The sequence below is a fragment of the Zobellia barbeyronii genome (assembly GCF_018603515.1).
GTDB classification, from domain to species: domain Bacteria; phylum Bacteroidota; class Bacteroidia; order Flavobacteriales; family Flavobacteriaceae; genus Zobellia; species Zobellia barbeyronii.
In genome coordinates, this window is sequence record NZ_JACATN010000001.1 from 136727 (window position 1) to 151082 (window position 14356).

The 14356-nt window shown below is 37.8% G+C and carries 10 protein-coding genes; 5 read left to right on the plus strand and 5 right to left on the minus strand.

Annotation, left to right across the window (positions count from 1 at the left end; translation table 11 throughout):
• Positions 1–16: 16 nt before the first annotated feature.
• From tamL to HW347_RS00605, 5 genes are all read right to left on the minus strand, one after another.
• The gene (gene tamL / locus HW347_RS00585) at positions 17–2338 is read right to left on the minus strand and encodes a translocation and assembly module lipoprotein TamL (protein ID WP_214610030.1); all 2322 of its coding nucleotides are present in this window, start codon (positions 2336–2338) and stop codon (positions 17–19) included.
• A gap of 1 nt (position 2339) precedes the next feature.
• The gene (locus HW347_RS00590; RefSeq protein ID WP_214610031.1) at positions 2340–7265 is read right to left on the minus strand and encodes a translocation/assembly module TamB domain-containing protein; all 4926 of its coding nucleotides are present in this window, start codon (positions 7263–7265) and stop codon (positions 2340–2342) included.
• Between the two features lie 237 nt (positions 7266–7502).
• On the minus strand, positions 7503–8258 hold the full coding sequence (locus HW347_RS00595; RefSeq protein WP_214610032.1) for an alpha/beta fold hydrolase: 756 nt from the start codon (positions 8256–8258) through the stop codon (positions 7503–7505).
• On the minus strand, positions 8259–8702 hold the full coding sequence (locus HW347_RS00600; protein ID WP_214610033.1) for a hypothetical protein: 444 nt from the start codon (positions 8700–8702) through the stop codon (positions 8259–8261).
• Positions 8703–8875: 173 nt separating this feature from the next.
• Positions 8876–9388, minus strand: a complete 513-nt coding sequence (locus tag HW347_RS00605) for a peroxiredoxin-like family protein (protein ID WP_317195295.1) — start codon at positions 9386–9388, stop codon at positions 8876–8878.
• A 241-nt stretch (positions 9389–9629) separates the two neighbouring features.
• On the opposite strand from HW347_RS00605, the gene HW347_RS00610 reads away from it, so the two are divergent.
• From HW347_RS00610 to HW347_RS00625, 5 genes are all read left to right on the plus strand, one after another.
• Positions 9630–10448 carry an SDR family oxidoreductase gene (locus tag HW347_RS00610; protein ID WP_214610034.1) on the plus strand — a complete coding sequence of 273 codons (819 nt, stop codon included), beginning with the start codon at positions 9630–9632 and terminating at the stop codon, positions 10446–10448.
• Between the two features lie 44 nt (positions 10449–10492).
• On the plus strand, positions 10493–11311 hold the full coding sequence (locus HW347_RS00615; protein WP_214610035.1) for an SDR family NAD(P)-dependent oxidoreductase: 819 nt from the start codon (positions 10493–10495) through the stop codon (positions 11309–11311).
• 41 nt (positions 11312–11352) lie between these two features.
• Entirely contained in the window at positions 11353–11829 is a 477-nt protein-coding gene (locus tag HW347_RS00620) for a hypothetical protein (protein ID WP_214610036.1), read from the plus strand.
• Positions 11830–11837: 8 nt separating this feature from the next.
• The gene (locus HW347_RS20730; protein WP_262886101.1) at positions 11838–11969 is read left to right on the plus strand and encodes a hypothetical protein; all 132 of its coding nucleotides are present in this window, start codon (positions 11838–11840) and stop codon (positions 11967–11969) included.
• A 752-nt stretch (positions 11970–12721) separates the two neighbouring features.
• Positions 12722–14077, plus strand: coding sequence for an exopolysaccharide biosynthesis polyprenyl glycosylphosphotransferase (locus tag HW347_RS00625; RefSeq protein ID WP_214610037.1), 1356 nt, complete (start codon positions 12722–12724; stop codon positions 14075–14077).
• Positions 14078–14356 lie beyond the last annotated feature (279 nt).

A 14356-nucleotide genomic window follows, 5' to 3' on the forward strand; every position in this document is an offset into this window, starting at 1 on the left:
AGGAGTATTTTCGTTATTAAAAAGGATAGCCAATAGCAAAATTAAAGACCAGATTACCGCTCCCACCGCCAAAGAAAGGGGTTCGCAATCGTTCGCCCTCATCATTATAAGGGACTTGTAATGGTGAAGCAAGATCAAACCGGATTACAAAGCTTTGTATATCTACCCGAAGCCCAAAACCAACTCCAATGCCCAGTTCTTTCATCCAATCGGAACCAAAGGTTCCTTTTGACATTAACTCCTCACTCAATGCAATACTATCTTCATCATCATCCTCGTCTATTTCTACTTCGCTAGTTAACCAAACATTACCCGCATCTACAAAAAATGCTCCTTTTAGATAAGACCAAATAGGAAAACGATATTCTAGATTAGCTTCTAACCTTAGGTTACCAGATTGATCGTAGTAAGAGCTGGTACTATCTTCATCACTAACAAAAGTACCAGGCCCTAAAGACCTAATTTCAAATGCACGAACACTGTATGGTCCACCAGAGTAGAATTGTTTCACAAAAGGTAATGTAGCAGAATTACCGTAGGGAATACCCCAGCCTGCATATAACCTACTTACTAAAGCACTTTCCTTACCCCATTTTAAATAGTACCTAAAATCTATATCTGCCTTGGCGTATTGCGCATATTCCAATCCAAACACGGAACTCTTTCCTCCGCTCAATAAGTTTAAGGTATTACCAGCAATATCTAAACTTGTAGACACATAAACGGGCCGGTCTTTATTCTCATCTACCAGTTCATTATAGGTGAAAGTATAATTGATACCGGCGATAAACTGTTGTTCAAAACTACTCCTCAAATAGGAGTTTTCATCTAAAATTGCCTCGAACTCTTCAGTAGTATCAGCAAGGTTCACATATGTAATACTAATAGGATTCAATTCGTGATAAACAAACTTGTTTGCCTTCCATGTATACCCAAAAGAAGTATTAAAAGAGGTGAGGGTATAATAATCGCTCCTTAGTAAAATATCGCCTCCTAAACTTATTTTGGTCTTGGGAACGGAATAGTTAAATCTGCTAGGTGAAAAAGGCACTAACCTAGGTAGTAATAAATTGGCCGTCAGTCCGCCTGCAATACTGGTTTGTCCGGCATCATCACCTCCAGAGATTTGACTTTCATAAGAAAAATCTCCTGTTAGACTAAACGTTTCTCCTCCGTTAAATATATTACGATTGTTATACGTTGCAGATATTCCCGGCCCTGCGTATCCATTGGATTTCGTTAAAACCTGTAGTTCCGTACGGATAGACCTTTTTGTCAAAGGCGATAAAAAGATATCTGCATTTAACGAACCTTTATCTTCAATATTAGTGGTATCTGTTTCGTTAAATCTGATGTTCACAAACTTATAACTCCCCAAGGCAGCTAACCGGTTACTTGTAAGCCGCGCAGTTTCTGAATTGTACAACCCTCCTTTTTCAAAAAGTATGTAAGGCTCTAATCTTTTAGGTTTAAAAAACTCCTCATCTTGAATAAAATAAATACCGTTTTCCTCAGTAATTGCAGAAGGCTGAGGCAGGCTATCATTTTCAATGGAGTAATTAGGGTAGACCGCAATAGAATCAATACTATATGGAACAATAGATTTCTTTGGCGTTCCTTTTTTCAACCGAAGAAACAAATCGAATTTCCTATTATCATAGCGATTGGTATCAGCCTCAAAAATGAGAAAGTCCGAATTAAAATTATAGTACCCTTGGCTTTTAAGATGGGTATCTATTCGCTCGCGTTCGTACTTCAGTAATTCTAAATCAAAACGCTCACCAGCCTTTAGCTTGGTGCCGGTCATTGCCGTTTCTATTTGGTCATAAATGGGCAGACTATCCTTATCAATCTTCCATTCCTGTAAAGTATAGGGCTTGGCTAATTCAGCTTTATAGGTAACCGAAGCATACTTTTTAGTACTATCTATTTCCGAAGCAACTTTGCTGTAAAAAAAACCGCGATTATCAAGACGGTTTAGCATTAGCTCTTCCATACGGTCCGTATTTACATCACTTAAATACACCGGCTCTTCACCAAACTTTTTATTCAGCCATTTATTGAGAAAACCTGGTTTTTTCTTCTGTGCCTTATAATGGTAATAAAGTCCCAAGCGCATTCCTAAAACATCTGAATTAGGGGCTGGGGTAATCAAAGTTTCCAACTCTTGTTCCACTGGTTTTAATGCCCGTTTTTCCTCTTCAGAATCTACTATAATTTCCGTACCGCTAAACAAAATTTCGTCCTCAGGTATATACTTTCCAACGCTACACGCATACTGAATCGTTAAACAGAGGAGTATAAAAACTCGAAAAATAGATGTTGTTCTCAACTTCATATTACTTGTCTTCCTTTGGTTGATTCTCCTCTTTGTCCGTTTTCTTTTTCTTTCCTTTTTTATCGGAATCCTTTTTAACGGGGTTGAACAACTGACTGAATTTATTAAATTCCCTATTAAAAATAACCGCCATTCCGGTCACTATTAACTGACCGTCAATAATATTTTCATATTCACTCTTACGAAATCCGCGCAAGCGATACCTACCATCTTTGGTAAGCGTGTATTCCAAGCTTACATTCCCTATTATAGACGTCGCCTCATCTTCTGATTGCGCACTACCTTCAACATCTACGGCACTGCCCGCTGTCACGACCAAACGATCATCAAACAACTTTTTCTTTGCGCTGATGTTCAATTGCGTCCTATCTTCTGGGCTATCTCCTTGGTAATCTGTAAAGCTGTCTAGATCAAAACCTACCTCAACACCTGTGTTACCAAAAACTTTATCAGAGAACGAATTAAGTTCACCAGAAAGCACCTTATTAACGTTATCCCTAGCAATTGCCGCTGTTCCTCCCGAGCTACCGTCACTACCAGAATCCGGATAAAACCTGCTCAAAGCTAACAGTGAAAAGACCTGCTTGTTCAGTTCTGCTTCTTGTGCGTTTAATTGTTGAACACGCCCATAAACGGCCCCACTTAAGGCTCCCTGTTCATCTTCAGGCATATCTAACCCAAAGGATAGCTCTGGCTGCATAAGCTCGCCATCCACATTGAGATATACAATAAAAGGCAGGACCTCATTGTATTTTGAACTTACACTAGCATCCTCACTAGAAGTAACGGAAGACATTAAGGACTCTGCGGATGTTTCTATATTATAGACCGCAGTAACATCTAATTTAGCATCTGTAGGGTCTCCCAGCCATGTTATGGTACTACCTGGTTTTATTTCGAAGCGCCGTTTTACAAGATTGTATAGGTTGGTTTCATAATGCCCAGATTTTAACTCATACCTTCCGGAGAGGTTTATCCTCCCGTTGGGCTCAACATTTAGGTTCAGGGCCGCATCACCGGAAATTTGTAGATTATCTCCAGTGCGTTCATCTATAATTACATGAAAATCTGCATCTTCGGCAATTTCCAACACCGCTCTAATATCCATTCCTTTTAAAAGGGAAGGTGTTTCTTCTTGGTCGTTTTTCGTTAAAATAGCATCTGGGTTCTCACGGTTTACAAAAAGTACCACGCCATCCCGTTCCTCAACATCTAATTGCGATTCTGGCACTACATAGGTAACGTCCGTAATTTTCCGGACACGCAGTTTGCCACTTATTTTAGGAAGGTCTAAATCTCCTTCTACTTTTAGGTCTGCATCCAAACTGGCCGTACCGTAATACAACTCATTATCTTCTTTTGTGGAATTTAACACCCGGAAGTTTTCCGCTTTCAACTTCAAATCAAACGAAGGGTTTAAAAAGTCTTTTGTTAGTACAGCACCTTGTACCGTAAAATCGCTACCATCTGCATCCGTGATTTCAAAACTATCAAAATACACACCGTCAGTATCCAGTTTCAGTTGCTCATCAGTCACTTTAAAAACAGAATTCACTTCTGCTAAATTGAAATCTACACCCGCAAAGTTTATAGTCCCATTGTATTCGGGTGAAGCTGTAGTACCGGAAACATTTACTTTTCCCGATAATGCCCCGTGAGCATCTTTGATGACTCCTTCTGTAAAAGCTTCCAGCGTTTTTAGTTCTATACGGTTCAGATCAAGGTCTAAGTTGAGTTTAGCTCCTGTTTCCGCCGCGGCATAGTCTCCTTTTAAGTCCAAGTCTGCCCCACCATCTTTTAAGGCAAGGTTAAAGTCGTATGCAGCGTTACCGGTAGAATTTGCCTTTAGGGTAAGATTACCCAAAGGATTTTGTAACGCCTCCAAGGAATTGATTTTAAAATCTGCCACTAAGCCTGTTGCACCAAAAGGATTCTCTATAATTAAATCTCCCTTTACCAAACCAGATGCTAAAGTTTCATCTGGATTTAAAAACCCTAAAAAAGTTTGTAGTTTAAAATTATCGAAAACAATTCCGATATGCTCTTTTTCCTGATTAGGCAATTGGTCGCTGATGGTTAGCGACTGTTCATTGCGCGTAAATTTCATGTTCTTCAATCGCAACAATTGTTCCCCTATAGCAATCTGATTATCCTCTGGAACGGACCATTCTTTCTTGTTTAAAACCAAATTAGACGGGTCTATATGAATAAGCGTAGTATCTTTTGAAAGGGTGAGTTGGGAAGAGACTTTTGCAATAGCCACACTATCATCCATAGCTACAAAATCTAGAAATAGCTTTTTGTTCTTCAGGTCGCCCTCAATATAAGTTCTTTTAATATGAATGGGGTCTGATACAAGACCTGCAAAACCTGCCGTGAAATTTAGGTTGGTAGCATTGCCCGTTACTTTTGCATTCAAACTATCTATAGAGCTACCTTGATATGAAATGGCCGGCACATGTAAATTAGCATTCAACTTCTTAGTGAGGGCATTAAAATCTGCCTCTACCAAAACCGAATCCAAGCGGTCCACATCTCGTAAAAACACTTCTGTAAGGAAAGGCGTTGGAGACAATTTCAAATTCATTTTGAGCTGTACCGAATCTGGAGCTATTACCTCTTCTGTAGCCTCTTTAAAGTAATTTTCAAATTGACGGGTTAGCGCGTCGGTCAATGCTTTTGGCGGAGCATTAGATTTTAAACTCCCTACCAAGAAATCACTATTTACCGTAACATCTGTATTAGCTTTATCTATAGCCGATTTTAGATTAACCGGTCCCATTTGGTACTGGTCGTTATCATAGACTGCTACCCCGTTTTTTATCTGGGCATCTATCTGATAAGCTTCGGCATTTCCGTTATATTTTGCATTAAGCTGAAGCCCCGCCTTAATACGCTCCTTTGTAACACCCAAAGCATATAGGTCAGCGCCAATAACATTCAAATCTAAATCTAGTTTTGAGCTTAGCGAATCTAAAACAACATTGGTTTTGGCTAAAAAGTTAAGGTTATCATCTTTGAAAGAGAGGTCAACCACCCCTTTTCCATTTTCAATATCACCTTCCAGCTTTAACGCTGAAAAATCATAATTACTTAGTATGAGTTGGGTGAAATCTGTTTTAATTTTTGCATCTAAATTATTGATGTCACCACCCCCAGAAGCATCCATAGTGAACGAAACAACGCCCAATTCCGGATTGTTCAACAGTTTATCAATTTGAAGGCTGTCTACTTTTATGTTTCCATCAAAACGCATCTCATTACCATCTTGGTAGGTCCCTTTTGCCGCAATAGCGCCTTCAGGAATAATTAATGCTGCTGTGGCACTTATATCATCTACTCTTCCTTTTGCCTGAGCATTAAGAACAATGGTATTTGGTAGCGTAATACCCAATTCTTGTTCAGAAACAAATTGCGCTACATCCTCCTTAACGGTATTCAGTTTAATGGTGTCAAAGTTGAAGTACAACGAATCTGGCTGCGTTACATCTTGTAGGTTTCCTTGGGCAGCAAACCGTGTGGTTTCGCCCCAGTTTAAATCTAAATTTTTTATGTCAATTTTCTGTAAAGTACCCTGTGCTGAAACATCTCCTTGAACCGAATGCTTTGAAGCTGCCTGCAAATAAGTGTTTTCCGCAAGTTTAGGTTGTAAAGTGAATGCATCATTTAAATTGAGGTATACCTCTTTTAGTTTGATGTCTACTTGGGTCTTCTCTGGTGCATCCATCAATTTTTCTACGGATGGATAATCCAATATCATTTGTCCTGCCAAAGAACTTTCGTTTACGAGCAATTGCAGTTCTTCCAGTGCAGCAGAGGTATCATCTACATTAGCATTGAATGTCAAGTTTTTTAGTGCAATTCCACTTTCTTCTAAAAAAGAAAAAGCTTTGAGATTTATTTTTACTTTTTTAGGCTGATAGTTTACATCATTCGCCTGAAGTTTAAAATCGGAAAGTGAGATGGAATTCGCATTAAATTTGCCTTTTTCCGGCTGTGCCGTTCCCATGACGTAAACGATCGTATTATCTTTAAAATCGATTTCATCTGCACTCACCAAAAATTTAGGCCACTCAAAAGTAGTATCCGAAATATTCGTTGCGGTTGAATCTACCACCTCATTAGCAGCGGGAAGTCGCAGAAAAAATGAAGAGCCTTTTAGTGCTATTCTATCTACTTCTATATCATTCGTTGCCAAATCTGCTTTTGGTAATTCCAATATAAAATCCTGAAGATTTAGCTGGGCAGTAATAGCATCAGGAACCGAATTATAGTCCGCTTTTACATTTAGAAGCTGCAGATTATTTACTGCAAAATATGGCATGGTACTTTCTGTAGCATCTTCGGACACAAAAGGCTTGGTCTGTTTATAAAAAATCTCTGTGTTGGATAATTTAAGTTCGTCTAATTCAAACCTTAATTTATCCAAGTCAGTTTCATCGGCATCCAATACCAACTCTCCAAGCTGAATGTGACTGTCAATACCTAAGAATTGGTCGTCATAGTCAATCTTAAAATCTTTGAAATCCAGTTCGCCAATGCTAATTTGCATAGGCGCAGTATCTGTAGTAGTTGTTGTAGTATCTGCAGATGCAAAAGCATCGACCAAAAAAGTGAAATTAAAATCTTCCGATGCCTCTTCTCTTTTAATATGTGCACGAAGCCCTTCCCAAGTAGCGGACTTTAAGCTCAACTCATTACCAAAAATTAAAGGTGTTAGCGGTAAGTTGACTTCTAAATTTTTAGAATAGATAAGCGTATCGCCTTTGGTATCTTCCAAATACAATCCCTCTAAGAAAACATTGCCTGAAAAAGTAAGAAACAGGCGGTCTATCTCAACCTTCGTATTTGTCTTATGAGAAACGTAATTAGTAAGTTTACCAACTATAATATCCTGTCCCCATTGGCTTCTAATAAAAAGTACCAAACAAAGAAATATAAGTAGGACCCCTAAGGACACTCGTCCTAAGCGCCGCAATCCCCTATTTTTTCTTTTCTCCTTTTGCATAAAGGGCAAAGATCAGTAATAAGCGCATGATTTCTACACTTTTAACAATCATATATTAACTTATTTGCTTTTGATGTTGACGATATCTGCCCTTTTCAGTGATTAGGGCTCATATTTGGGTATACAAATTAGCCGGCATAGGTGCTTTAGCAAGCCTTATTTGTTAATTTTTTTGATGATTCTGGCTAGTTTCCGCGGTGCTTCCATAGGAATTAAGTGCCCTACTCTGCTTAACGCCACTGTAGAAGGGCTGCTAAGATTAGGAAGTACCTCATTATAAATGGCATCTGTAGATATTACGGGGTCGTCATTAGAGAAAATAACATCTGTTGGAATATCCAGACCCTTAACACGTTCGGCAATATTATTTTTCATGCCCACGTTCAACCACCATCTCCACGTGGTCTCCTCGATCCGTAATTGAGAATTGACGGCGTATAGCAACTTTTTCTTACCTAATTTTTTCTTGATACCATTATGCACCGTATTTGCAGCTTCGGCTCGATCTGGGTGATTCAACATGCGCTTGCGTTCCTCATCAGGCATGTTTTCTACCGTAGGTGGCGATGGGGCTATCAACATTAATTTACTGGGTAGATTAGCATTTTTAATCTGTGCGGCATAAAGTACCAGTTTAGCACCCATAGAATGCCCGCAAAGTATATAGTCTTTTAGTTTTAACTCATCAATACAGACATTTATATATTGTGCCATGCCGTAAATGGAAGGTTCTGCAAGAGGCCTTGTCCCTCCAAAACCTGGTAAATTTAGCATGATACAGGTATATTTTCTACCTAGTCTTTTAGCCAGCCATTTCCAACTTCCGGCATCACCTCCAAAATAATGTACGAACACAATGGTCTTCTTTCCTTCGCCTATTTTCTCGTATTTCAACCCTGTGTATTCGTCCATTTATAATTCGTTTAAAATGTCTTTAGTAATTCTAAGTTTTTTTAATCTTTCTCTGTGTTCTTCAAACAGCGTTTTTAAAGCAGAAGACAAAAGCAAATCGTCAGTAATATAACCTACCTCTTTCAGAGCCTTTTCATCCTCTTTTATCAGCATAGCATTAAAAGAACTCAAACTTCTACAAGAGAATAGTTTGTCATCCATATACCAAGTGGTTAAGGCCTTACAGCGGGAAGCCGGTACGTACGGCAATTTTAAATTGGGATCTATAAAAAAACTGACCAATTGCGCCTGCACTAATTGCATTTCCTGTACTCGTGATACCAGTAGAGCATTTCCAAAAGACAGTGATGACCTTTCCTGTAGTTTTTCAAGATTTGTCAAAGCCCTACAGACCTTGTTAAAATAGATTTTTACTTTCCGATAATTTTTATAATCCAGTTCCATAAGCCTTATAATTTAGTAGGTTCTCTGCCTCACAAAAGGGAATGTAGTAGCCCTCCTACCTAAAGTTACGAAATACATTCTTAGTTTAGAACCTAGATATAAAATTGAATGTGCCTATTATCATATTGAGATTATTTGCACTAATAAAATCTTAAACTGTCAGGTTTTAAAACCTATTCTCCTCCTCTAGCTGGATAATCGCTCTTCTCTATATAATCAATAGCATTCAGAATATCTTTCCAATTAGGCCTTGCAAAAGGCATGGTCTGTATTGCACTAGCGTATAAAGTATTATCTGGTCTTACCAAGAAAACTCCGGGCTCAGAAAACATATCTGGTTCTGAATCTTTTATTCCTTTAGAAACAAATAGCCCCCAATTGCGAGCCTCCTCAATAGATAGTCCATAGGCTATTGGCAATCCGGGAACATCCCACTCCTTACCTGCTTTTTTAGCACGCTCCTCACTATCGCTACTTATAGCAACAACATGTGCTCCTCTATCCGTGAAATCCTTTAATTTCTTCGCTAGTTCTTCTAAGTAATTCTTACAAACAGGACAATGCAATCCTCGGTAAAAAACAAGGATGGTAAATGTTTCACTTTTCTGAGCGGCCAAATTCCATCTGGCATCATTTATAAGAGGGAGCTCTAATTTGGGTACTTCCGTTTTAGGTTTTATCATCATTCTATATTTTGTTATTCATTTTATATTTAAGGCGAGGATAGCAACTATCATCGCTCTCACAAATTAAGGGCAACCAAATTCCTTATATAGACTTGATAGCGAAAATTAATGTCGTTAAAACAAAAGTGAACCACCTGACTACAATCACTTTACCACTAATTGCATTGAGCTATGAATTTTATGTATCGGACAATTCTCTCAGTATTTACCAATGTAATTTTATCATCTAATTACATAAGAAATGCAAAAACCAAACAATAGACTCGAAAATCAAACCTGTATTATAACGGGTTCTAGTAGTGGTATAGGTGCCGCCGTTGCAAAAGCCTTGGGTGCTGAAGGTGCCAATATTGTAGTGAACTATAGAAGCTCAAAAGAAGCTGCAGAAGAAGTAGCGGATGAGATTAATAAAAATTCAACATCTGGCGAAGCCATAGTTCTACATGGTGATGTTAGTAAAGAAGAAGATGTAAAAGAGCTTTTTAAAAAGACTATCAACCACTTTGGGACTGTAGATGTCTGCGTTCCCAATGCAGGTCTACAGATAGACCATCCGTTGCACGAAATGCCATTAGACGCTTGGAAAAAAGTTATAGACGTAAACCTTACGGGACAGTTCTTATGTGCCAAGGAAGCTATTATTGAGTTCATGCGCAGAGGTATACGTAAGGACGTCTCCAACTCCCTGGGGAAAATTATTCATATGAGTTCTGTACATGAAGAAATCCCTTGGGCGGGTCATGCAAATTATGCAGCGTCAAAAGGAGGACTATTAATGTTGATGGAGAGTATCTGCCAAGCTTACGCACCTCATAAAATTAGATGTAATAGTATTGCTCCTGGTGCCATTAAAACAGATATCAATAAAGATGTTTGGAGTACCAAAGAAGGCAGAGAGAACATGCTAAAACTTATACCCTACAAACAGATTGGTGTACCAGAGGATATTGGTAGTGTGGCCAGTTGGTTGGCTTCGGACGAATCTGAATATATAAACGGAACTACCATCTTCGTGGATGGTGGAATGACTTGCTATCCTGGTTTTACCACAAACGGATAGTATAAAAAATTGAATTAAATAAGTACAAATTAAAAACGATTACAATGGATTTAAATATAAAAGGAAAAACAGCCCTCATAACAGGAGGAGATTCAGGATTAGGAATAGAAACCGCTAAATTTTTGGCGAGAGAAGGTGTAAATATCATCTTATCCGATAGAGAGAATGGCAAGGATTTAAAAGATGCCGTAAAGCAAGTTGAAAAGGATACCAAAGACGGTGCCAAAGTAATGGGTATTGCCGCTGACATTTCTAAGAACCAAGAGGTTTTGGATCTAGCAAAAAAGGTAGAAACCGAATTTGGGGGCGCACATATTGTTTTTCACTCGGCGGGAGCAAGAGGCGCAGCTGGTGATTTTTTAGAACTGACCGATGACGATTGGATGAAAACCATACAAGTTGACTTGATGGGCGCCGTTCGTGTGGCACGTGCCTTTGTACCACAAATGCAAAAACTAAAATGGGGTCGTATGGTTATGGTAGCCAGTGAAAATGCTTTTCAGCCTTATGTAGATGAAAGCCCATATAATGCCTGTAAAGCAGCTATTATAAACCTTTCAAAATGTTTGTCCAGAGCCTATTCCAAAGAGAATCTATTATTCAACTGTATATCGCCCGCTTACATTGAAACTCCTATGACAGATGCTATGATGGAAGATTTGGCCAAGGAAAAAGATATTTCCGTTAAAGAAGCTGTAGAATGGTTCGTAAAAAATAAAAGACCACATATTGCTATGGAACGTAGAGGAAAACCAGAAGAGGTTGCTGCCGTTGTAGCTTTCTTGTGTTCTGAACATGCCAGTTATGTAAACGGAACCAACGTACGTATAGATGGTGGTGCTGTAGAATCTGCTTTCGGGTGATTAATAGCTAAAACGAACGTAGAACCTTTAAATCTAAAAACATGGAAAGAGAACGAACCGCATGGGAAAATGCACTTAATGAACTTATAGCGCAAGCACACGCTTGCGAGCGAACATATGGTACGCTAGTACAATCGGACCGGTATCCCACATGGCAGATTTATTTCAAGAAACGCCATTTTGAAGAAAAGGATTTTGAGAAAATATTAGCAGACGAATATCACTCGGTCACCCAAAACAAAGTGCCGAATTCTATTCAGACGGATACCCCTATCTTTGAGTCAGTTGAAAAACAGCTGTTGGAGAAGAACTTATCGGACAGGGAAGTAAATGTTTTACTTACTGCCAATGAGCAAAACTTGGTTTTACATTATCAAAATCTGTTGGCTTTTGATAGTTTGCCTAAGACCACAAGTGCCTTACTCCAATCTCAGGCAGAAGATTTAAATAACAACATCCAAAGCCTAAAGATGGATTATAATACCAAGTACAAAACAGGACCTATAAAAACGCAATAAACACGTCTATGAAAAATATTCTGAAAGCAATTTTGGCCGGTTGGGGCGCAAAGAAAATAGGAGGTGGCAAATGCGGTTGCATTGGCGGAATCTTTGTATTCATTATTTTGTATTGGTTATTGGGCTATGTCATTAATTAGCGATTGCCAAATGAGTCAATTATGATTCCTTTTGAATCAATGCCGTTTGTAAGACTTTCGGATATTTGTAACTCATAAGTAGGTTGAATATCTATCTCAACATAGAGATAGTTATTATAATAACTCGGAAAGGGAGCGTTGGGGAACGCTCCCTTTTATTTTGTCTAAATTTCTACAGACAAATTTCTAAAAAAACTTCACTGTGCTACTCTTTTAGAAGATGCTACTCAAAAGTCCTATCTATTATGAAATAATCAAAAAATTGCACCTCAAATCCAAACATTTGTAATTATGACACATAGAAGCGAATAGTCACCTCCTTCAACATTAAAATATTAAATGTAATCCTCACATAGTCAAGAGAAGAAGCTTAAAATTATTTTTAAATAAGATTAATAAGCGCCTAATTCCTTGCAAGCACTGATAATATTGAGCTGATCTGTTAGAGGACGATTAAAAAATAGTTTTTGGTGTATTTTCTAATGGTTAAATAATGATATTTAGTTGGGCTATACTACCCTAAATCATATATTTGCCAGCGCAATTAAAAACCTCCCCCTGAAGCTCGAGAATATCTTATGGAATAAGGTGTAAAAGATTATTAAACTTGTACAAATTTATTGTTACCATGAAGATAACACTAAGAGGAATCTTACAAGAGCTATATTTCGAAAATATCTGGTATAGACCGCAAATCACAGGTTTTAATTCTATCGAATATTTAGTTATAAACGATTATCAGAAATAGGGAAATGAAAAACTTCAAGAACTCAGACTGGATTATCCCTGTATCAATAGCAGTACACCTGTTTATTATAAACAGTTTTCTCTATTTTCTTACTCCGGAAACGTACACTCACATTTACTATATTTTACATTATAATATCTCTTGGTTGCTTATCACATATGGACTAAGTTATTATACCAGAAAACGTAAAGAGGGTTTCTTTACCAATATTCATAAAGTTATTCAGCTTTATTTAATTTATGGTCTTGCGTATTTTGCTTTGTTTGGCATTACCGGAAGAATCTATAAATCTCTGGAGCAGCAATTGTTTATCTACCTCATGATATGTGTAGCGCTAACGGCCTATCGGGTAGTTTTCTTCTGGTTACGAAGAAAATACCGCATGTGGGGTGGTAACTCCGTAAAAGTAGTTGTTTTAGGTCGTGACAAGAATTTAAAGAAAATCAGGAAAGTTTTTGATGATTCTGAACTGGGATACCGTTACATGGGCTACTTTGACGACAAGAAATCTAAAAGCCCTACGTTTCTTGGGCCGGTCATGGACTGCTTTCTCTATATTTTAGAAAACGACATAGATGAGATTTACTGTGTAGCCTCTAAATTCAATAGCAAGGAACTTCGTAACCTTATTGATTTTGCGGACAACAACCTTATTCGTGTAAAAATCATACCGGATAATAAGGAAATTTATTCTAGGGGTATGTTCATAGAACTCTATGAAACTGTTCCTGTACTAAACCTTAGAAGAGTACCGTTGGACACGCTTTTTGCGCGTGTGGTAAAACGTACGTTTGACCTCTTCTTTTCATCTTTGGTTATCATCACCATTCTCTCTTGGCTTACACCAATAATGTACATTCTCATTAAATCAGAATCTCCAGGTAACCTTTACTTTAAACAAAAAAGACACGGTCTAAAACGTAAAACTTTTTGGTGTTACAAATTCCGGTCTATGGCCCCCTCTACCGATGCTGATTCCAAAATGGCCACTAAAGGCGATATGCGTGTAACGCGCGTAGGCAGGATTATTCGCAAAACCAGTATAGATGAGTTACCACAATTTATAAATGTGTTTCTAGGCGAAATGAGTGTTGTAGGCCCTAGACCACATATGGAGCTGCATACAGAGGATTACGAAGTATCTGTAGATAAATATTTGGTGCGTCATTTTGTTAAACCTGGTATTACTGGACTCGCTCAAATAAAAGGATACCGCGGAGAAATTGGAGAAAAGAAAGATATTTTAAACCGTACCAAACTAGATATTTTTTATGTAGAGAAGTGGTCGTTAAAATTAGATATAAAGATTATTGTACAAACGGTTATTAATGCCGTGCGAGGAGAGGAAAATGCATATTAAAAAAGTACTATAAACCTAAAAAAAATAGCTTAAATGTTAAATCTCATATTCTTATTAAAAGGATTTAAAAATTCGTTTTTAGAATTTAAAAAGTAGAATAATTTACATTAAATCAATAGGTTACACAAGAAATAATCAGATTAGGAATCAATAATCTAGCCTTGATTTTTAAAAGGTATCTAAAAGTTTTAGGTGAACAAAAAATGCCTTTTCTTGTATTAATTTGATATAAAGCAACAAATTTAAAATTACCAATACCAACCATAAAACAAACTGGAC